At 42.9% G+C, this 20,011-nt stretch carries 19 protein-coding genes; 8 read left to right on the top strand and 11 right to left on the bottom strand.

The genetic code is table 11. From position 1 onward, the window contains the following. Positions 1–79: 79 nt before the first annotated feature. On the top strand, positions 80–1,639 hold the full coding sequence (locus LRQ06_RS17270) for a methyl-accepting chemotaxis protein (RefSeq protein ID WP_232768284.1): 1,560 nt from the start codon (positions 80–82) through the stop codon (positions 1,637–1,639). A gap of 135 nt (positions 1,640–1,774) precedes the next feature. Here LRQ06_RS17270 and LRQ06_RS17265 read toward each other — a convergent pair whose 3' ends face one another. Beyond that, positions 1,775–3,436 carry a methyl-accepting chemotaxis protein gene (locus tag LRQ06_RS17265; RefSeq protein WP_232768283.1) on the bottom strand — a complete coding sequence of 554 codons (1,662 nt, stop codon included), beginning with the start codon at positions 3,434–3,436 and terminating at the stop codon, positions 1,775–1,777. A 313-nt stretch (positions 3,437–3,749) separates the two neighbouring features. Here LRQ06_RS17265 and elbB point away from each other — a divergent pair, with 313 nt between their 5' ends. Continuing rightward, positions 3,750–4,403: an isoprenoid biosynthesis glyoxalase ElbB gene (gene elbB, locus LRQ06_RS17260; RefSeq protein WP_232768282.1), complete on the top strand. Its 654-nt coding sequence runs from the start codon at positions 3,750–3,752 to the stop codon at positions 4,401–4,403. A gap of 3 nt (positions 4,404–4,406) precedes the next feature. Here elbB and LRQ06_RS17255 read toward each other — a convergent pair whose 3' ends face one another. Further along, on the bottom strand, positions 4,407–5,453 hold the full coding sequence (locus LRQ06_RS17255; RefSeq protein WP_232768281.1) for a helix-turn-helix domain-containing protein: 1,047 nt from the start codon (positions 5,451–5,453) through the stop codon (positions 4,407–4,409). 171 nt (positions 5,454–5,624) lie between these two features. Between LRQ06_RS17255 and LRQ06_RS17250 the strand changes: the two genes are divergently transcribed. From LRQ06_RS17250 to eat, 3 genes are read left to right on the top strand one after another with little or no spacing between them, the layout of a single operon-like run. Next, a complete protein-coding gene (locus tag LRQ06_RS17250; RefSeq protein WP_232768280.1) occupies positions 5,625–7,028 on the top strand; it encodes an ethanolamine ammonia-lyase subunit EutB in 1,404 nt (467 codons plus the stop codon). Next, the gene (eutC, locus tag LRQ06_RS17245) at positions 7,025–7,879 is read left to right on the top strand and encodes an ethanolamine ammonia-lyase subunit EutC (protein ID WP_232768279.1); all 855 of its coding nucleotides are present in this window, start codon (positions 7,025–7,027) and stop codon (positions 7,877–7,879) included. The genes LRQ06_RS17250 and eutC overlap by 4 nt, the downstream gene beginning before the upstream one ends. Positions 7,880–7,912: 33 nt before the next feature. Then, positions 7,913–9,304, top strand: a complete 1,392-nt coding sequence (eat, locus tag LRQ06_RS17240) for an ethanolamine permease (RefSeq protein WP_232768278.1) — start codon at positions 7,913–7,915, stop codon at positions 9,302–9,304. A gap of 106 nt (positions 9,305–9,410) precedes the next feature. Here the strand turns inward: eat and folE are convergent, their stop codons facing one another. Then, a complete protein-coding gene (gene folE / locus LRQ06_RS17235) occupies positions 9,411–10,064 on the bottom strand; it encodes a GTP cyclohydrolase I FolE (RefSeq protein ID WP_232768277.1) in 654 nt (217 codons plus the stop codon). 179 nt (positions 10,065–10,243) lie between these two features. After that, complete coding sequence (locus LRQ06_RS17230; protein WP_232769008.1) at positions 10,244–11,233, bottom strand: sugar-binding transcriptional regulator; 990 nt, start codon at positions 11,231–11,233, stop codon at positions 10,244–10,246. Positions 11,234–11,652: 419 nt separating this feature from the next. Between LRQ06_RS17230 and tal the strand changes: the two genes are divergently transcribed. Further along, positions 11,653–12,603 (top strand): transaldolase, encoded by a 951-nt coding sequence (tal, locus tag LRQ06_RS17225; protein ID WP_232768276.1) that lies wholly within the window; start codon positions 11,653–11,655, stop codon positions 12,601–12,603. A 70-nt stretch (positions 12,604–12,673) separates the two neighbouring features. After that, on the top strand, positions 12,674–14,668 hold the full coding sequence (gene tkt, locus LRQ06_RS17220) for a transketolase (protein WP_232768275.1): 1,995 nt from the start codon (positions 12,674–12,676) through the stop codon (positions 14,666–14,668). A gap of 86 nt (positions 14,669–14,754) precedes the next feature. On the opposite strand, the gene LRQ06_RS17215 is transcribed toward tkt, so the two are convergent. After that, a complete protein-coding gene (locus LRQ06_RS17215) occupies positions 14,755–15,420 on the bottom strand; it encodes an OmpA family protein (RefSeq protein WP_232768274.1) in 666 nt (221 codons plus the stop codon). 215 nt (positions 15,421–15,635) lie between these two features. On the opposite strand from LRQ06_RS17215, the gene bamJ reads away from it, so the two are divergent. After that, positions 15,636–16,055 (top strand): BamJ family beta-barrel-assembly machinery protein, encoded by a 420-nt coding sequence (gene bamJ, locus LRQ06_RS17210; protein WP_373054861.1) that lies wholly within the window; start codon positions 15,636–15,638, stop codon positions 16,053–16,055. On the opposite strand, the gene LRQ06_RS17205 is transcribed toward bamJ, so the two are convergent. The 6 genes from LRQ06_RS17205 to infC all read right to left on the bottom strand — a co-directional run bounded on the left by LRQ06_RS17205 (position 16,048) and on the right by infC (position 20,009). Continuing rightward, on the bottom strand, positions 16,048–16,644 hold the full coding sequence (locus LRQ06_RS17205; protein ID WP_232768272.1) for a beta-phosphoglucomutase family hydrolase: 597 nt from the start codon (positions 16,642–16,644) through the stop codon (positions 16,048–16,050). The genes bamJ and LRQ06_RS17205 overlap by 8 nt on opposite strands. 52 nt (positions 16,645–16,696) lie before the next feature. Next, positions 16,697–17,230 (bottom strand): GNAT family N-acetyltransferase, encoded by a 534-nt coding sequence (locus LRQ06_RS17200; protein ID WP_232768271.1) that lies wholly within the window; start codon positions 17,228–17,230, stop codon positions 16,697–16,699. A gap of 330 nt (positions 17,231–17,560) precedes the next feature. Further along, a complete protein-coding gene (locus LRQ06_RS17195; RefSeq protein ID WP_232768270.1) occupies positions 17,561–18,496 on the bottom strand; it encodes a zinc dependent phospholipase C family protein in 936 nt (311 codons plus the stop codon). A gap of 268 nt (positions 18,497–18,764) precedes the next feature. After that, the gene (gene rplT, locus LRQ06_RS17190) at positions 18,765–19,118 is read right to left on the bottom strand and encodes a 50S ribosomal protein L20 (protein ID WP_232768269.1); all 354 of its coding nucleotides are present in this window, start codon (positions 19,116–19,118) and stop codon (positions 18,765–18,767) included. Positions 19,119–19,159: 41 nt separating this feature from the next. After that, positions 19,160–19,354 carry a 50S ribosomal protein L35 gene (rpmI, locus tag LRQ06_RS17185; protein WP_232768268.1) on the bottom strand — a complete coding sequence of 65 codons (195 nt, stop codon included), beginning with the start codon at positions 19,352–19,354 and terminating at the stop codon, positions 19,160–19,162. A gap of 103 nt (positions 19,355–19,457) precedes the next feature. Further along, positions 19,458–20,009 (bottom strand): translation initiation factor IF-3, encoded by a 552-nt coding sequence (gene infC / locus LRQ06_RS17180; RefSeq protein WP_232769007.1) that lies wholly within the window; start codon positions 20,007–20,009, stop codon positions 19,458–19,460. Between the last annotated feature and the right edge of the window lie 2 nt (positions 20,010–20,011).

Here is a 20,011-nt window from a genome sequence, read left to right as displayed (position 1 = left end):
AATTATGAGCACTTTTGCCAACCCTCGTCTATATTTAGAAAATGATTATAAAAAGCACCAGAGAGACAGGCTAGTCAAGATGAGAATTAATAAGCCCATCACCGATACCGAGCAAAAATTTCCAACAACAGAGACCAAATTAATTTCTGTTACTGACACACACGGAAACATTACGGATTGTAATGACGATTTTGTATTAATGAGTGGATTTACAAGAGACGAGCTCATCGGACAACCTCATAATATCATCCGGCATCCGGACATGCCGCCTCAGGCATTTGAAACCATGTGGGCGAATTTAAAAAACGGTGGCTCATGGATGGGACTGGTAAAAAATCGTTGTAAAAATGGCGACTATTATTGGGTAGATGCTTACGTTACTTCAATAAAAGAAAACGGCACAGTCGTTGGCTATGAATCCGTCCGCTCTTGTCCAAAACCTGAAGATGTTCAGAGAGCCCAAACGCTCTACAAAAGAATCAATTCGCAAAAGCGATTCAAACCCCGCAAGCCACTCGCTCCCGAAAACGTGCTTTTAATCGCTGCTCTTGTTATCACGCTCATTGTTTTTTGTCTTGGATATCAACGGGCTTCAGAGTTGATCCTACTTATCTCAGTCGTAGTTTACGCAATCTTGTCATCTCTCTACAAAAATCAAAGATTCAATTTAATTTTATCATCACTCGAACATCATTTTTCTGATGCTCTGTCGGCGGCAAGCTATACCGATTCTCCCGGCACGTTAGGTGAAATTTTAGTTTCCATCAGAAGCCAGGCCTCACATTTAAATACGGTTACCTCACGAATCAAACATGATGCAACCCGTGTCAATGAGCAAACCATCCAAGGTAAGCAGCAAACTGATGCGATGATGTCTCATTTCAATCAACAGCAGCAGGAAACTGAGCAGGCGGTCACAGCAATGAATGAGATGGCCTCAACCATCGCCGAGGTTTCCCAGCACATCAATGCCACATCAGACAATGCACAAAATGTAAATGAACTGGTATCGAACGGCAACCAAGTCGCAAATGATGCCAAAAATGCGATTGTGAAACTGAAGAGCACAGTCGATCAGATCGTGTCATCTGTAACCTCACTTTCCGGTCATACCCAAAACATTGCCACTTCAGCCCAACTGATAGAACAAATAACCGAACAGACAAACCTGTTAGCACTGAATGCCGCAATCGAAGCTGCCCGGGCAGGTGAACACGGACGGGGATTCGCGGTTGTCGCCGACGAAGTAAGGAATTTGTCCAAGCGGACACAAGAATCAACCAAAGAGATTTATTCCATTATTGACAAGTTAAAAACAGAATCCGCCCACGCCGTCGACATTGCCAGCCAGGGATTATCCGATGCCGAATCGAGCACAGAGAAAGTAGAAGCAACTTCACATACTCTACAAGAAATCACATCTGCGATACACAGTATTGCCGATATGTCATTCCAAATGGCGTCAGCGGTCGAAGAACAAAGCCATGTAGCCGAGGATGTGAATGCTCAGATCCACCGGATATCATCACATACCAATGACAGCAGTGAGGCCGCTAACCAAACAGTGGACTGTATGAGTGAACTCAAATCTATTTCAGATGATTTACATGAATTAGTTATCCGGTTTCAACAAAGCTAATTCATCTTATTAGGGTCTGTTGACCTTTTGTGGCCGATTTTTGTTCACTCTGAACGGGTTTTGATCGCGGCGCAGGGCATGTAGCTTAGTTATTCTAAGCAAATGGACTGCAACAAAGCGATGGGAAAGTTACAATCAAACTTTAAACCGACCAACCAGATTAGACAGTTCACCAGCCTTACCGTTAAGGTGCTCACTGGCAGTACGGTTATCATTAGCCAGTGAAGCTGAACTGGCACTGTGATCCGATATCACCACGATCCGGTGTGATATGTCCTGTCCAACTTGGCTCTGTTCCTCAGTTGCCGTCGCGATTAAGCTGTTCATGTCCATGATATCATTGATTGAAAGTAATACTTTCTGAAGAGCATCATGTGCTTTATTCGCTTTTTCAACCGTATCCACACTTAAATCCTCACTGGATTTCATCGCATTTACCGCCTCGTTTGAAGCAGCATTGAGATGCTCGATCATGTTATGAATTTCTTCAGTACTATCCTGAGTCCGGCTGGCCAACTTGCGCACTTCGTCAGCAACAACCGCAAAACCCCGTCCCTGCTCTCCGGCCCTGGCCGCTTCAATCGCGGCATTCAAAGCCAGTAAATTTGTTTGCTCCGCGATATCCTGAATCACTTCCAGAGATTTCGAAATATCCTGAACGTTTCCTTCCAGGTTAGCAATCACACGGCCGGCTTCCGAAATTTCCTGAGCTAATGACTGAACGGATGTCGCAGCAGACTCAACAATACCATTAGCCTCTATCGTATTCTTATCCGCTTCCGATGCCGATGCCGCTGCCTGATTAGCATTATTAGAAATTTCTGTCGCGGTTGTCGTCATTTCTGTCATTGCTGCAGCAACCTGTTCTGTTTCTTCACTCTGCTCAGCAGCAAGTTTATCGACCTGAGATGCTCTTTCGGCCATCATTTGCGTTTCACTGACAACACTCTGGCTTACACCGGAAACACTGGATATCAACGTATGTAATGTTTTAATAAATGAATTGAAATGCCCACTCAGTTCATTAAATTCCGGAATTTTAAAGTTTTCCATACGGGCAGTGAGATCGGCCTCTCCCGAAGCAAAAGAACGGATGGAGGAATCAAAGCGTTCTAAAGGATTCAAAATACTGCGGTTGACAAAGAAGACCAAAAAAAATACTAAGACAATAATGACACCACCAATCAACGCAATGTTCATCATGGCTTTATTCACCTGCTTATTGGCCTGCTTTCTTATAGTGTCAATTGCCGTGTCTATATTATCAATATAAAACCCGGTACCAATAGTCAGGTCCCACTGAGGGAAATAAGTAGATAAACTCAGCTTCGGTAGCGGCTTATCTCCCCCCGGTTTCGGGAAATAATACGTTGAAAAATCATCCGTTTTCGCATTCCGGATCAGATCACGAATCAGATAATTACCCAAACTATCCTGAAGATCCCAAAAACTGGTGCCGATGCCTTTTTCCAAAGCCCCCATAAAAATCCGGATACCCCGTGAATCATAACCAAAAATATACCCATTATCACCAAAACTTATCGCCCTGAGGATTTCCAGAGCCTCCTCTTTGCTCCCGTTTCTCTGAATAATCGGCCGCAATGCGTTTTTGGTAATATCGATATAAGATCTTAACTCTTTCTTCTTCATTTCCATCATGCTGGAACGGGTTTGATTCATCTGCAAATCACTTAGCTCATGTATTTTCTGGTTGGTAATAAACATGAGACTCATTGCAATGATAATAAGAGGAAGAATCGATAATACGTATAAACGGCTTTTGATTGTGAGCTTCATAGATCACACCCTTTCATATAACTAAGATGATCGCTCTCTATTTGCTAAAACAATATTTTTATCGAGAATCTCATCAAAAAAAGATTAGCCATCTGAATCAACACTTACTGTTTAAGTGTGGTATAGCCACGATGATTGTCAATGAAGATAACGGGTTAGCTTCGTAAAAATATCCTCATATATCATGATCAAAGTCAGGTAATTGGACATTCACCGAATTTCATGTAATGAATAAATACAATACATGCCTCATATATTGAACTAGTCTTATAATTGTTTAATAAATCAATAAATATGACAACAGGGATGAACAATGAAAAAAATTGCAGTTATCTTAGCCGGAAGCGGTGTCTTTGATGGTTCAGAAATCCATGAAGCCGTTCTAACTCTGCTCGCTATTGAACAAAATCAGGCTCAGTGGTTTTGTTTTGCTCCCAACATAGAGCAACTTCATGTTGTAAACCATAAAACCGGTGAAGTCACAGACGAAACACGTAACGTTTTAATTGAATCCGCCCGAATAGCCCGGGGGAATATCAAAGATTTGGAATATTTAAATCCGGACGACTATGATGCTCTCATCATTCCCGGAGGATTTGGGGTTGCAAAAAATCTCACAGATTTCGCAATCAATGGTCAGAACTGCACCATCAATACTCATGTCGCCACAGCCTGCCGGGCTTTCTACCATGCTCAGAAACCAGCCGGCTATATCTGCATCGCGCCAACAATTATTCCAATGATTTATGCTAATGGCGTAAAAGGAACCATTGGTTACGACAAAGATACTGCCGAAGCATTTAATGCCATGGGCGGACAACATGTTGAATGCGATGTAAATGATATTGTTTATGATGAGAAATATAACGTTTACTCAACCCCTGCCTATATGCTGGCAAACTCGGTAAGTGAAGCCGCTTCAGGAATCAATAAACTGGTCAGTACATTAATTACCAGTTTATCTTAAGCGTTATCTTATTTTTACTGGCGATTTTTTAAGGGCAATGGCTACGTGGCTGTATTTACTGGCACGTAGCATTGTTTGTGTTGGGGTTTCACCGAATAACTGCTTATAGTGTTCGTTAAATGTGCTGATATGGTAAAAACCGTATTCCATTGCCAGATCTGCAATAACCAATGGTTCCTGCGATTCGATTAGAAGACGGCGAATTTCATTCAAACGACAGTCTCTTAAATATTGTATTGGCGAAACGCCAAGCTCGTGCTCAAAACAATATTGAAGAGTCCGCCGACTGACATAGGCAATGCTGCATAATTCGGAAACGGTCAGAGGGTACCGGCCGGTTTCCTGAATATGTTGTCTGACCCGATCCAAAACCAGCCGCTTTTCCGGCCGGCTTATATTTACCTCTTGCATACCGCGTTCAACCCGCATCAATAAATCGGCGATACGGGATGCGACAATGGGTCTTAACCTTTCTATCCGTATACTTTTATCTTGCCTGGAAAGCCCCTCTGTCAGCGGACTGTTATCGTCCAGCATAAGAGATATGGTTTTCGCCAATTCATAGGAAACATAACCATCAGGCCGGGTGACCAGCCAGTTACTACAGTTTCTGAGCCAGAGTTCTTTATCTAACCCCTGTAATTCATCAGCTATCGTGTTTTTTTCCAGTACCAGTCCAAAAATATGAAAATCCGGTGGTGTTAAAAGCTCGAACTCAACACCAGAAGGACGAACCATAAGTTGTCCCTGTTCTATCTCATTGCCATTTATTTTTGGCCTTTGATCCTGAAGAGAAAAGCCTAACCAGACACTATCTTCATTAACACAACACTTCTGAAACAAGCGCCGACTGGTAAATTCTTCAAATAAATGCAAGCCACCGAGCTTTAATTCATCCAGATAACCGTAAAATGCACCACGACTGTGTTGATCATATCGTTGTTCCCAGCGAACCAAACTTTCGGCCTGCTGATTCACATCATAAGCAAAAGATTTGCACCTTTGAGGTGCATTTGAATTTCCTTCATGATGCACTTGTAAAAAATTCATAATCAGCCTTGCTCCCACATGATGCGCCCCAACTGTGCAACCCATAATTAACTAATTGTTTAAAAAGGATTAATTAATTTTGCACAAATTCGTTAATGAGTTGGAACATAACTAGCTTAGTTAATTGTTAATAACTAAGCAAACAACACGCCTAACGATTTCGAGGTGTCTATGGCATCGAATTATAAATATCAACTCGGCTCGCAAGTATACCATTTTAAAAATCTTGCGGAAGTAATGGCCAAAGCGTCGCCATTACGATCTGGTGATCAATTAGCCGGCGTTGCCGCAACCTCAGCAGAAGAACGAGTAATAGCACAAATGTTGCTGGCGGATCTTCCGCTGAAAACCTTTTTGAATGATGTGTTGATACCCTATGAAAAAGACGAAATAACCCGCCTGATTTTAGATACACACGATTTAAGTGCATTTAGCGAAATCAGTCATTTTACAGTCGGCGACTTCAGAAACTGGCTGCTGCAGGAAACCACAACTCCACTGGAACTGGAACGGGTCCGTTCGGGTATCACTCCGGAAATGGCCGCTGCCGTCAGCAAAATCATGCGTAATCAGGATCTGATTCTGGTTGCCAAAAAATGTCACGTTGTAAGCAAATTCCGCAATACGATAGGTCTGCCGGGGCATTTATCAACCCGGCTGCAACCAAACCATCCGACCGATGACCTAAATGGCATAGCCGCCTGTATATTTGACGGACTGATGTACGGTAATGGCGATGCCGTTATCGGAATCAACCCGGCGACGGACAGTGTCTCTCAGGCCGGGAAACTCATGCACCTGATGGATGAAGTCATCCAACATTATGACATTCCGACTCAGTCCTGTGTATTGACTCACGTAACCAACACCATCGAATGCATTGAAAAAGGGGCACCGGTTGATCTTGTTTTCCAGTCTATAGGGGGAACAGAAGCGACCAATACCGGCTTTGGTGTTAACCTGAATGTTCTGAACGAAGGGTATCAGGCAGCGTTGGAACTGAAACGTGGAACGGTCGGAAATAATGTCATGTATTTCGAAACCGGTCAGGGTAGCGCATTATCCGCGAACGGACATCATGGTGTCGATCAACAGACCTGCGAAGCGAGGGCTTATGCCGTAGCTCGTCATTTCAATCCATTACTCGTGAATACAGTAGTTGGATTTATCGGCCCCGAATACCTGTTTGACGGTAAACAGATTATCCGGGCTGGTCTGGAAGATCACTTCTGTGGCAAATTGCTCGGACTGCCAATGGGATGCGATATCTGTTATACCAATCACGCCTATGCTGATCAGAACGACATGGATATTCTTCTTACTTTACTTGGCGTTGCTAACTGCTCATTTATTATGGGGATCCCCGGTTCTGATGACATCATGCTTAACTATCAGACCACGTCATTTCATGATGCTTTGTACGCCCGTCAGGTTTTAGGCAGCCGCCCGGCACCGGAATTTGACCAGTGGCTGAAAGACATGCAAATCGCCCCGACTAACGGACAGAGACAGTTAAACGATGAATTGCCCTCTTCCTTTGCGCTTCCTCTTCAGAGCATTCAGGAGGCATCATGAGCAAATCAAATGTTACACCAATCAAAAAACAGTTAGTTCATGAAGATCCATGGGCAACACTAAAACAATTTACTAATGCTCGAATTGGTATTGGCCGGGTAGGAACAAGCATTCCGACAGAGGAACTTCTCCGTTTCCAGTTATCACATGCGCGAGCCATGGATGCCGTTCATGTTCCATTGGATGTGGATGCTCTGTGCGAACAGTTTTCTCAGGCACCTATTCTGCAGCCATTACTTCCTGCAGTCCGGCTTCACAGTGAAGCCAGAGATAGAATGGAATATCTGCAACGCCCGGATCTTGGCCGTAAACTCGACGAAGCTTCCATTTACAAAGTTCAGCAACTCAGAGACGACACCCGTTCACAATATGATGTGGCGTTCGTGATTGCTGACGGGCTATCGTCCTATGCCATTTCCAACCACGCCAAACCTTTTTTGGAGTTAATGGTAAAAACACTCAATGACGACCCTAAACGTGACTGGAATATAGCTCCGGTATTCATCGTTGAACAAGGCCGTGTTGCTGTCGGAGATGACGTTTGTGAGACCTTAAATGCAAAAGAAGTGGTGCTAATGGTCGGAGAAAGACCCGGTCTCAGTTCTCCGGACAGTATGGGGTTATATATCACCTGGCAAGCCGTTCGCGGCAATGAAGAATCCTTGCGTAACTGTATTTCAAACATTCGGCCAGAAGGGCTTAAGTACCCTAACGCGGTACATAAATGTTTCTATCTTTTATCAGAATCTCAACGAATTGAACTGACCGGCGTCGGATTAAAAGATCGCTCAGATGACGTTCAGTTAGAAGACACATCATCAAAACAATTTTGCTTAACCGCATCTAATTAACATTTTAAATGGACATAAAAAGAGGTAACTAATATGGAACATGAAAATCAACCGGGTCTGAAAAGGACCTTAGGAAAATTTCACCTCTGGGGGATCGCCGTAGGGCTGGTGATTTCCGGGGAATACTTTGGCTGGAGTTACGGGTGGGCTCAGGCAGGGACACTAGGATTCCTGATCACCACATTCATTATTGCCACAATGTACACGGCCTTCATTTTCAGCTTTACTGAGCTTTCAACATCTATCCCCCATGCAGGTGGACCGTTTGCGTACGCCTATCGCGCATTTGGACCTCTTGGTGGCTACATAGCCGGGTTTGCGACTCTGGTTGAGTTTGTTTTCGCGCCACCGGCAATCGCAATGGCAATCGGTGCCTATCTGAATGTTCAGTTCCCAACATTGGATCCTAAATTAGTTGCTGTCGTTGCCTACCTGATCTTTATGGGCTTAAACCTTATCGGCGTTAGTATTGCTGCTACTTTTGAACTGTTTGTAACCATTCTGGCAATCGTTGAGCTGTTAGTATTTATGGGCGTTGTCGCTCCCGGGTTCTCCGTTGAACACTTCGTAGCAAACGGCTGGGCCGGCAGCAACGAATTCTCTGGTGCCGCAGTATCCGGTATTTTTGCTGCGATTCCTTTTGCCATCTGGTTCTTCCTGGCAATTGAAGGCGCGTCAATGGCAGCTGAAGAAGCAAAAGATCCAAAACGAACCATTCCTGTTGCGTTCATTGCAGGCATTCTGACATTGGTTGTTCTGGCTGTCGGCGTTATGTTCTTTGCCGGTGGTGCCGGTGACTGGCGTGCTCTTGCAAACATCAATGACCCACTACCTCAGGCAATGAAAATGATCGTCGGCAACTCAAGTGGTTGGTTACATATGCTGGTCTGGCTTGGTCTGTTTGGTCTGATTGCATCATTCCACGGCATTATCATGGGTTATTCCCGTCAGATTTTTGCTTTGGCACGTGCGGGCTTCCTGCCTAAATCTCTGGCCGCAGTAAACAGCCGTTACCAAACACCACACTGGGCTATCATTGCCGGTGGTGTTGTTGGTATTGCTGCTATTTTCTCAGACAATCTGATTGTTATTGCCGGTCAGCCATTAACAGCAAACATTGTAACGATGGCGGTATTCGGTGCCATTGTTATGTACATCATTTCAATGCTGGCTCTGTTTAAACTTCGTCGTAGCGAACCCAATCTGGAACGTCCTTTTATGGCTCCGCTTTACCCATTTGCTCCAGCAGTTGCACTGGCACTTGCAGCGCTTGCTCTGGTTGCCATGATCTACTACAACTTCCTGATTGCAGTCATCTTTGTGGTACTGTTTGGTTTAGGTTTCATCTATTTCAAAAGCACTTACCACACTGATAATATCGGTGAAGGTAATGAAATGCTGAAAGTACAAAATGATGCGGCTTAAGGTTCTTCCTTAAATAAAATTTCATTAATAAAAAAACAAGAAGAGGACATCTAAGATGTCCTCTTCTTTTGTTATAAACGTCACTACACGGCGTCAGTACAGGACTTTAACGCAAACCGTGTAAAAACTCAGACCGGGTTAATGAATTCGATTTAAAAATCCCGCCTAATGCCGTTGTCGTTGTCGCACTGGTTGCATCCATAACACCACGAGATTTCACACAATAGTGCGTGGCATCAATCGTTACGGCAACATCGTCGGATTCTAATAACGTTTGCAGGGCAACCAATATTTGCTGAGTCATTCTTTCCTGCACCTGTGGACGCTGTGCAAAGAAACGGACAATCCGGTTGATCTTAGACAACCCAATAATTTTTCCACGAGGAATGTAAGCAACCGCTGCTTTGCCATCAATGGTTACCAAATGGTGCTCACAAGTGCTGGTGACGGTAATATCTTTTACCTTCACCATTTCACTCACATTCATTTTATTTTCGATAACGGTAATTTTCGGGAAGTTATGATAATCAAGACCTGAAAACACCTCATCAACATACATTTTTGCAATACGGTGTGGCGTTTCTTCCAGGCTGTCATCAGTCAAATCAAGCCCCAGAAGATTCAGAACTTCTCGCATGTGATGCTCAATGCTTTCTTTTTTCTCCTGCTGACTAAAATGATTCGGATTCATTGGCGTTTCCAAACCACGACGTTCGAGTGCATTTTTAACTAACAGTGCTGACTCGCTTAGATTTGACATGACTCAATATACCTCTCAATTGCAATCTGGCATTCTCTCGAATGGAGGTCAAGGATACTCGTAATTTAAAATAAATACATCCACATTTTTAAATGGGAATTAATTCTTTAAATAATTTGTTATCAATTGAAAGAATAAGGAAAGAGTCTCAATATTTACTCACAATATTCAAACCCTTTTTATTTTTCATAGGTCATTTGTTCATCAAGGTTCAAAATAGTTAAAGCGTTACTGACACTGGTGGCCAGCACGTCGATTGTCCCGGTACGTAGCGCACCTAGCAAAGCCAGAGGTTTACTACTTTCAGATGCAATAGCAACCACTTCTGCAATAGGACGAAATTCTTCAAGACCTAATCCAATAATCCGGTCGCTCATAACCGTTTTTGCTATGTCCCCCTGAATATCAAAAAAGTCGTAACCGGCAAAATCACCGATCACACCATTCTGTAATCTGGATTGAACGACTTCCTGAGGAGTAAACCATCCCAGATCAACCATATAACTGTTTTCGCTCATATCACCGATACCAACCAAAGCAACATCCGCTTTACGGGCAAGATCCAAAGTCTGTTTAACCGTTTCATTTTGCATAAATGCTAATTTTTGCTCACGGTTAACAGCATAAGCGGGCGCATATAATGTTTCCGATGAACTTCCATACTTTTTCGCAAACTGACGGCAGATATGGTCAGCATTAAATTGTCCCCCCCTAGGGTGAATACCACCAATACTGCAAACAAATTTGACATCCCGCTGAGTAATAACACCGTTATGATGAGCAACGGCAGAAACATTTCTCCCCTGCCCGATGGCGACGACCATGCCATCTTTAAGTGTATTGGATAAATAATTAGCAACCAGGCTGGCTACCTGTAATCTCTGAAGATCTTCGTTTGGCTGATCCAAAGCAATCAACGCCCGCTTAATATTAAACCGTTCAATCAGGCGCTGTTCAACTTTAGCACTGAATACAGGGTGGTATTTCACGGTAATTTCAACAATCCCTTCATCTCTGGCTTGCTTCAGAAGTCGTCCGACCTTTGCCCGGGAAATGGCAAATTTTTTTGAAATTTCTTCTTGTGTCGCCCCATCCTGATAATACGCTACCGAAATTTCAGTAAGTAAATTGGTTTCTTCAACAGAGATGTCCTGACTCATTGTATTCATAAACAGACCATAATTAGACGATGCAATAACGATATAGAAAACAGAACTAATGCTCATTGACCTAGCATATGTAATTAATCTTACGTGGCAAGTCATTTGCTCACAAGCATTACAAATAATCAAGCACTGTTAAATTTCTCATTTTCCATATTAAAAGCCAATTACACGTTTTTTCAACTAGAAATACTTGTCCAATCTTTATAATTGCGTATATCACAGCAACAACTATAAATTGATATTGACTTTTCTTCAGTTGATGCTAATTATTTATTCATCAATTACTCACATTGTGAACATATGCTCAAGTCAAGATACTCACAAGTGTTTTAATGCAGTTCATATGCTCAGAATCTGACTGAGTTCATTCTGAGCCAAATATTAAATAACGAACAAATGCCCACGAAATAGGATGAACGGATATGAGTACTAAACTAGCTCAGCTACGCAAACTTACGACTGTCGTTGCCGATACTGGTGAAATCGATGCAATCAAAAAATACCAGCCAGAAGACGCCACGACCAACCCTTCACTCATTCTAAAAGCCGCGCAACTTCCTGAATATGCAAAATTCATCGATGAAGCCATTGCCTGGGCGAAAACTCAGAGTGATGACAAAGACCAACAACTGGAAGACACAGGTGACATGCTGGCGGTTACCATTGGTAAAGAAATCCTGAAAACGATTCCTGGCCGGATTTCAACGGAAGTCGATGCAAGGCTGTCATTTGATACGACTAAGACCATTGCGAAAGCCAGAAAACTGATCAAAATGTACAACGATGCCGGCATTTCTAATGATCGGATTCTGATTAAAGTGGCTTCCACATGGGAAGGTATCCGGGCAGCAGAAACGCTGGAAAAAGAAGGCATTAACTGTAACCTGACACTCTTGTTTTCCTTTGCTCAGGCCAGAGCCTGTGCCGAAGCTGGTGCCTTTCTGATTTCGCCGTTTGTAGGCCGTATTATGGACTGGTACAAAGCGAAAGAAGGCAAAACATTTGAAGCAGCGGAAGATCCCGGAGTGAAGTCCGTTACCCGAATTTATAACTACTATAAGCAGCATGGTTATAAAACGGTGGTCATGGGAGCCAGCTTCCGTAATACCGGTGAAATTCTCGAACTTGCAGGTTGCGACCGTTTAACCATCAGCCCACAGTTACTTCAGGAATTAGAAGAAGCAGAAGGTATTGTTGAACAGAAATTAAGTGCAATAACTGATGTAAAACAAGAGCCGAAACCGATGACTCATCAGGAATTCTTGTGGGAACACAACGCTGATGCAATGGCGGTGGAAAAACTGGCAGAAGGCATTCGTAACTTCGCTGCCGACCAGGGCAAGCTGGAAGAAATGATAAAAACCAAGCTGTAAATAACCAATATCAAAAATGGGCGAACCTACGCCCATATACCCTATTTCAACGAAACAATCGGAAGACATCATGAGTCATAAACATCTTGCTAATGCGATCCGTGCCCTAAGCATGGATGGAGTGCAAAAAGCCAATTCTGGTCATCCCGGAGCACCAATGGGAATGGCAGACATTGCTGAAGTACTCTGGCGTACCCATTTAAACCATAATCCGAATAACCCATCCTGGGCAGACAGAGATCGTTTCGTCCTGTCTAACGGCCACGGTTCAATGCTTATTTATTCGCTCCTGCATTTAACCGGCTACGACCTGCCAATGGAAGAGCTCAAACAATTCCGTCAATTGCACTCCAAAACACCCGGCCATCCGGAATACGGTTATACCGCAGGCGTAGAAACCACCACAGGCCCTCTCGGTCAGGGTCTGTCCAATGCCGTCGGCATGGCCATCGCTGAAAAAACACTGGCGGCTCAGTTTAATAAACAGGGACATGACATTGTCGACCATTATACGTACGCGTTTATGGGCGATGGCTGTATGATGGAAGGGATCTCTCATGAAGTCTCATCCCTTGCCGGAACACTTGGTCTGGGCAAACTGATCGTTTTCTGGGACGATAACGGCATTTCCATCGATGGACATGTTACCGGATGGTTTAACGATGATACGCCACAACGCTTTGAAGCTTATGGCTGGCAGGTTATCCGTGACGTGGATGGGCACGATGCTGACGCCATTGATAACGCCATTCAGGCCGCCAAAGCCGACACTCAACGTCCAACTCTGATTTGCACTAAAACCATCATCGGGTTTGGTTCTCCAAATAAAGCCGGTACTCACAATTCACACGGCGCGCCACTTGGTACAGACGAAGTCGTTGCAACCAAAAAAGCCTTAGGCTGGAATTATGGCCCATTCGAAATCCCTGACGACGTTTATCAGGAATGGGATGCAAGAGAAAGTGGTGCGGCGAAAGAAACCGAGTGGAATGCCAAATTTGCTAAGTATGAAGCGGAATATCCGGCGCTTGCGGCAGAATTTAAACGTCGTATCAATGGAGACCTGCCACAAAACTGGGAACAGGAAGCCTCTAAAATCATTGAAGGTTTGCAGGCGAATCCGGCAACGATTGCTTCACGTAAAGCCTCACAAAATGCTCTGGAAGCATTCGGTACTATCCTTCCTGAGCTGATGGGTGGTTCAGCCGACCTTGCACCCTCAAACCTGACAATGTGGTCTGGATCTAAATCACTGACGAATGAAGATGCCTCAGGCAACTATATTCACTATGGTGTCAGAGAGTTTGGTATGACTGGCATTATCAATGGCATCAAACTTCATGGTGGTTTCATCCCTTATGGTGGCACATTCCTGATGTTTATGGAGTATGCGCGCAATGCAATGCGAATGGCCGCATTGATGAAGGTACAAAACATTCAGGTCTACACCCATGATTCCATTGGTCTCGGTGAAGATGGCCCAACCCACCAACCGGTTGAACAGATGGCCTCTTTGCGGACAACACCAAACATGAGCATGTGGCGACCTTGTGATCAGGTTGAATCTGCCGTTGCATGGAAATCTGCAATCGAAAGAAATGACGGTCCGAGTGCTCTTGTATTCTCTCGTCAAAATCTGACACAGCAACCCAGAACGGCTCAGCAGTTAACCGATATTTCCAAAGGTGGGTATATCATCAAGGATTGCCAGACAGCTCCTGAACTGATTTTAATCGCAACCGGTTCAGAAGTGGAACTGGCCGTCAATGCCGCTGAGGAATTAACAAAACAGGGCAAAGCCGTACGCGTTGTGTCAATGCCGTCAACGGATACATTCGACAAGCAGGATCCGGCTTACCGGGAATCCGTATTACCGTCAGAAGTCACTGCCCGGATTGCCATTGAAGCAGGCATTGCCGATTACTGGTTTAAATACACGGGACTGAACGGCAAAATTATCGGAATGCATGGTTTTGGAGAGTCAGCACCGGCAGGTGAACTGTTTAAACAATTTGGTTTTACAGTAGAAAACGTTGTCAGTATAGCAAACGAACTGATTAGTTAATTTAATACTCCAGATTTAGAGTAAACAAACAAAGCGCCACTACATGTGGCGTTTTTCCTTCCTGTATAAAAAACCAATGTCTGAATTTAAGAGCCCACGATGAAGAAAATGTCCACGCGGCGATTACATGAACGACCATATTGACTAACATTACTGCAAGCCGGCAACGCATCCGCATATCCTCTGGCATAGATAGAATCAACAGAAATGTTCGGAGCGTCAGCCAGTAAAGCCCTGACAGAATTAGCCCGGTCCCGGGACAGTTTATCGTTTAATTTCTGCCCACCGGTCTTATCTGCATGTCCATCAATCACGACTTCGATGTTATGGGATTTCACTTTTGAAAGATAATCACTCAATTTGTACAGCCATGCCCGGCTTTCATAAGAGACATCATCTGAGCCGGCTTCAAATGGAACACCTCGTTTTACTCTGACAATGGAAAAGTTGCCCGGAAGAATATCATACTCAATTCGCTGTCCTTTAAGAAAACGGGTAAGAGAATCGAGTGTCTTTTCATGATTCTGAGTTGCAGAAACGGAGGAGCGATGTGTGCTTGCTTTATTTGTGGTTGTTTCAGATGGACTGACATATTGCATTTTGGGGGCTTCTCCCCAGTCCGGATACTTAACATCCATTCGGTCTTTCGGTGCAGTATCCAACAAATTTTGGTTGAAATAGCGATCTTTCACCATATCCATCGTTCCGCACCCGGACAGTGTTAACATTAAAACATAGACAAAATATTTCATATCGATATCTCAGCACACAAGCATATTAATATTATCGGCAACTTTTGGATTTCTTTACTAAATTTTATAGACTAACAACCCGGCAGGCATCAAATTAATTTCCATCAGATACCTTTATGATTTGCCAGATAATATAAATACCCAATCAGGATACAAATATGGATAAAAATTATTTAGTTTCACTCATTCTTTTCGTCATCGCAGCACTCTTTCTCATGAGAAACATTCGTGCATCTAAACAGGCAAAGGAACATATTTTAGAAGGTGAAGCATTCCTGAAGGAAAATGGTCAGCGTGAAGGCGTGATAACCACCTCTTCGGGGTTGCAATATGAAATTTTAGAAGAAGGGAACGGGACCGGACACCCAACATTAAACAGTCAGGTAAAAGTCCATTACCACGGCACATTATTGAATGGAAAAGTCTTTAACAGCTCAGTAGAAAGCAAACAAGCAATAACTTTCCGGCTCAAACAAGTCATTAAAGGTTGGCAGGAAGGCGTCCAGACAATGGTCGTCGGACAGAAGACGCGCTTCTATATTCCTTATAATCTTGCATACGGCAAACGCCGGACAGGAATGATTCCTCCAGGCTCCCTTCTGATATTTGAAATCTCACTGTTAGAAATCAAATAGGGAAATACTCTAACCCGGCAGAGGTCACCATAATACAATCCATACCTCCAGAGTGCGCCGCCTGTTTACCCAGTTCAGTATCTTCAAATACAACGCACTCTGCAGGTCTTAACTGCATCAATTCGCAAGCTTTTAGAAATGTTTCAGGATGTGGCTTATGATTAGTTACATCACTGGCAGTGACTAACGCATCGAGTCCATCCAATAAAGCATTCTTTTCCAGCAGTTTAACTGCATTCTCCCGTTTGCTACCGGTTCCAACGGCTATCTTCTTACTCGCTTTATAACGTTCAAGAATGTCACATGTGGCCTCAATTCTGGCATTCTCATAACCTAATTCGAGAAAGGTTTTCTGCTTATATTCAGACACAAGCTTTGAATTTAACGACAAACCATACAGTAAATTAATATCATCAACAATTTTTCTGCTGGGTTTGCCCCCTCTGGAATAAAACCACTCAGAATCAAACGGGAAATGAAAAAAATGAGCAGTACAACGCCATGATTCAATATGCGTAGGCATAGAATCGATCAACGTACCATCCATATCAAAAATCAGGCCCTTATAAGGGGTAAGATTGATGGTCATTAAGAACCTTAAATATCGTCGTTTTATTTACAAAAATAAAAAAGAAAAAGTGTTAAACATTAACAGCACTCAGAATATCTTTAGGGCTATTCCAGGTATATACCCATTCATTAATGTCAATACCGCAAGGTGAATGCCATGTTCTGTCCGATTGGTGCATACCACCTAAGTCATCGTAGAATTCAATTGCCTGCTTATTTTTCGCCAATACTTCAATATAGACGCCGCTGTCAGCGAAATAGTGCTCAATCCATTTCACCATTTCTTTAATCAGCAGCCTTCCAAGTCCCTGTCCCTGATAAGCTTTAGCAACATGTAAGGACTCGATAATTGAACCTTTCTCAAAGTCATGATTTCCAAAAGCACAAATAAAGCCACACATTTCCCCGCCTTCTTCAAGGATCAAAACATGTTGGTTCATCGGTGGGTTAATCAGACGGGTTTGCCAGATTAGCATTCTTTCTTCCAGAACTTCGTCCTTCAGATACAACGGATTCATGACACCCTTATAATTCTCTTGCCAGCTGATAGCATGTAATTCTGCTATTCTCTTATAATCATTATATTCCGCTACTTTGATTTCCATTATACAGCCCTTCTAACTTCCTGTTAGTCTATTAATCCAATATTATACCATGCATTAAGGTGCCTCATAGAATAACATTTCAATTACATTTTCTTCAAATTTATTTGATAATTGCTACTAAAATTAACTATTCAGCACACAAATAATGTCGGAAAGCGAACAAAATGATCGTATAAAAGTCTCAAATTAAGAAAGAATAAAATAAAGACTGCCACTCTCACTGGTTATCACTTAACGCAGGTTCAGAACTGCAAAAAGCCTACCAGAAAGCAGGCATCAGAATGGGAAGCGATCTTTCAGATTCAATTATGATATATCGTATAAAGCGAATTATGCTCCCGGAGTGGTAACCCAGGCAGTTAATTCACGACGTTCAAGATTATAGCCGGTATCAAGATTCCAATTACAAAACATCTGATCATCGCCACCATCAAAAACAGCATACCAAAGCTTAATCAGATAATAACGGATAAAACTTACTGCCCGGTCAAACACATCATCGTATGCCATTTTACCCAATGGCGTATCCAAGCTGTTGATGTATGAATAATCCAGTTCATTCTCTCCCGGATAAATTAATCCCTGGCTTATTCCAATATGACGAGACAAGGGAAACAGATCATGGCTTTCTTTCGGAATATTAACAATCGATAAATAACTGGCATGCCATTGATTGATCTTAGGTAAACAGGCGTTAGCATAACCAGAATATACTTCCGTTAAAGCAATAGACCAGAGACTCCGGATGGTATCATCCAGTAAGTCACAAACTCGTTGGTCAGAACATAAACTAATATTTTTTTTCAGTCTTTCAGATAGCTCCGCCTGATCTAAACCAAGCCTTGACCAAATATATGTATCCTGGTTCATTTCGCATATTCGGTGCTCTTGCTTATTTTCTTTATATGGGCCAACCCGCCTTTCAACCACAGGATGTACTGTAATATCCATTATCACATGTGAAACAAAGCCAACCAGCCAGGCGAATCCTTTCTCTTTCTGAGAATCAGGTAGCATTTTTACCCTGAAAATCAAAGATCGAACCAACACTCCTACCCGTTCTGAATGCATTAAGTCAGCCCAATTCCTTTGATCCATACCTATGGATAAATAGGGATAATCTGGGCTTATTGAACCTAACTCAGCAAAGGGCAAATTAGAGACAAGATTCCGTTTGGCATGGGTTGGAAGCTCTGATAAATCATCCAGAAAATCAGACGATAGGGCTAAATTAATCGCTGTAATATGAGCAAAAGCACCAGGCATAACGTTCTCTTAAAAATACATAGGGTATTTGTTATTAATAATTATTACCGATGGTATGTAAATTATCCATTCATAGAAAGAGTACAATGAATGAATCAGCATTCAGTCTCATATTAGCTACAAAACTAGAATCTCTACGACACTGAAAGAATGGATTAGCGAAAGGAGGGAGTAATGAAAATAAGAATAGAAGGCAATAAAGAAAGTAATAGAAAGAAAAAAAGGAGAGCTAATGCTCTCCTTTTAAAAATTATTCATAAGTGTGCTATTAAAGCGCTGCTTTTGCTTTTTCAACAAGAACAGTGAATGCTGCTTTATCAAATACAGCGATATCAGCAAGGATCTTACGATCGATTTCGATTGATGCTTTCTTAAGACCATTAATGAAACGACTGTAAGACATACCATTCTGACGAGATGCGGCGTTGATACGTGCAATCCAAAGTTGACGGAATTGACGTTTCTTCGCACGACGGTCACGGTATGCATATTGACCGGCTTTAGTTACAGCCTGGAACGCTACACGATAAACACGAGAACGTGCTCCGTAGTAACCTTTAGCTTGCTTTAGAACTTTCTTATGACGTGCACGAGCTTGTACACCACGTTTTACGCGAGGCATTATGCTTCTCCTAAACTAAACAAATTAAAAACTAAAAAGAATTATGCGTATGGCAACATACGTGCAACACCAGCTAATTCACATTTTGGAAGTAGCGAGTTTGGACGTAGCTGACGCTTGTTCTTAGTAGTACGCTTAGTCAGGATGTGACGTTTAGTCGCGTGCTTAACTTTAATACCACCAGCAGTTTTTTTGAAACGCTTAGCAGCACCTTTATTGTTTTTCATCTTAGGCATGATGAATAACTCCGCATTGTTATCAATGTTAAAATTAATGTAATTAGGGCGAATAAAACCCTACCGCATAAACGGCAGGGCTGTATTACTTGCAAGCCGTTAATTACTTCTTCTTAGGGGCAAGTACCATGATCATCTGACGCCCTTCAATACGATTAGGGAAAGACTCAACAACTGCTAACTCAGCAGTGTCCTCTTTCAAACGATTGAGAACATCAACACCGATGTCTTGGTGTGCCATTTCTCGGCCACGAAAGCGAATAGTAACTTTCACTTTGTTGCCTTCTTCAAGGAAACGAGTCAGGTTGCGTAGTTTTACCTGATAGTCTCCGATATCAGTTCCAGGTCGGAATTTAACTTCCTTAATCTGGACCTGTTTTTGCTTTTTCTTCTGCTCTTTTGCAGCTTTACTCTTTTCAAAGAGGAATTTACCGTAGTCCATCACTCGACAGACTGGTGGTTCAGCGTTTGGGCTGATCTCTACTAAGTCCATTCCAGCTTCTTCTGCAATGTTTAGTGCCTCGTTAAAAGAGACAATCCGAGAATCTTCGCCTTCTGCGCCACTTAAACGAACTTCACGTACACCGCGAATTTCTGCATTGATGCGGTGCGGGTTTTGTTTGGCCGGTACTTGGCCGCGTCTTCCACCTTTAATAG

The sequence above is a fragment of the Vibrio salinus genome, from assembly GCF_021272385.1.
Classification (GTDB): Bacteria; Pseudomonadota; Gammaproteobacteria; order Enterobacterales; family Vibrionaceae; genus Vibrio; species Vibrio salinus.
The sequence above is the reverse complement of the archived record's forward strand: the minus strand, read 5'-3'. Positions and strand labels throughout refer to the sequence as shown.

What these genes read in the sequence shown, in the direction of transcription:
- elbB (WP_232768282.1), top strand. Translation starts at nt 3,750, where the DNA reads ATGAAAAAAATTGCAGTTATCTTAGCCGGAAGCGGTGTCTTTGATGGT.
- bamJ (WP_373054861.1), top strand. Translation starts at nt 15,636, where the DNA reads ATGAGAAACATTCGTGCATCTAAACAGGCAAAGGAACATATTTTAGAA.
- LRQ06_RS17200 (WP_232768271.1), bottom strand. Translation starts at nt 17,230, where the DNA reads ATGGAAATCAAAGTAGCGGAATATAATGATTATAAGAGAATAGCAGAA.
- eat (WP_232768278.1), top strand. Translation starts at nt 7,913, where the DNA reads ATGGAACATGAAAATCAACCGGGTCTGAAAAGGACCTTAGGAAAATTT.
- tal (WP_232768276.1), top strand. Translation starts at nt 11,653, where the DNA reads ATGAGTACTAAACTAGCTCAGCTACGCAAACTTACGACTGTCGTTGCC.
- LRQ06_RS17205 (WP_232768272.1), bottom strand. Translation starts at nt 16,644, where the DNA reads ATGACCATCAATCTTACCCCTTATAAGGGCCTGATTTTTGATATGGAT.
- rplT (WP_232768269.1), bottom strand. Translation starts at nt 19,118, where the DNA reads ATGCCTCGCGTAAAACGTGGTGTACAAGCTCGTGCACGTCATAAGAAA.
- folE (WP_232768277.1), bottom strand. Translation starts at nt 10,064, where the DNA reads ATGTCAAATCTAAGCGAGTCAGCACTGTTAGTTAAAAATGCACTCGAA.
- LRQ06_RS17265 (WP_232768283.1), bottom strand. Translation starts at nt 3,436, where the DNA reads ATGAAGCTCACAATCAAAAGCCGTTTATACGTATTATCGATTCTTCCT.
- LRQ06_RS17195 (WP_232768270.1), bottom strand. Translation starts at nt 18,496, where the DNA reads ATGCCTGGTGCTTTTGCTCATATTACAGCGATTAATTTAGCCCTATCG.
- eutC (WP_232768279.1), top strand. Translation starts at nt 7,025, where the DNA reads ATGAGCAAATCAAATGTTACACCAATCAAAAAACAGTTAGTTCATGAA.
- tkt (WP_232768275.1), top strand. Translation starts at nt 12,674, where the DNA reads ATGAGTCATAAACATCTTGCTAATGCGATCCGTGCCCTAAGCATGGAT.
- LRQ06_RS17230 (WP_232769008.1), bottom strand. Translation starts at nt 11,233, where the DNA reads ATGAATACAATGAGTCAGGACATCTCTGTTGAAGAAACCAATTTACTT.
- LRQ06_RS17250 (WP_232768280.1), top strand. Translation starts at nt 5,625, where the DNA reads ATGGCATCGAATTATAAATATCAACTCGGCTCGCAAGTATACCATTTT.
- LRQ06_RS17255 (WP_232768281.1), bottom strand. Translation starts at nt 5,453, where the DNA reads ATGAATTTTTTACAAGTGCATCATGAAGGAAATTCAAATGCACCTCAA.
- LRQ06_RS17270 (WP_232768284.1), top strand. Translation starts at nt 80, where the DNA reads ATGAGAATTAATAAGCCCATCACCGATACCGAGCAAAAATTTCCAACA.
- LRQ06_RS17215 (WP_232768274.1), bottom strand. Translation starts at nt 15,420, where the DNA reads ATGAAATATTTTGTCTATGTTTTAATGTTAACACTGTCCGGGTGCGGA.
- rpmI (WP_232768268.1), bottom strand. Translation starts at nt 19,354, where the DNA reads ATGCCTAAGATGAAAAACAATAAAGGTGCTGCTAAGCGTTTCAAAAAA.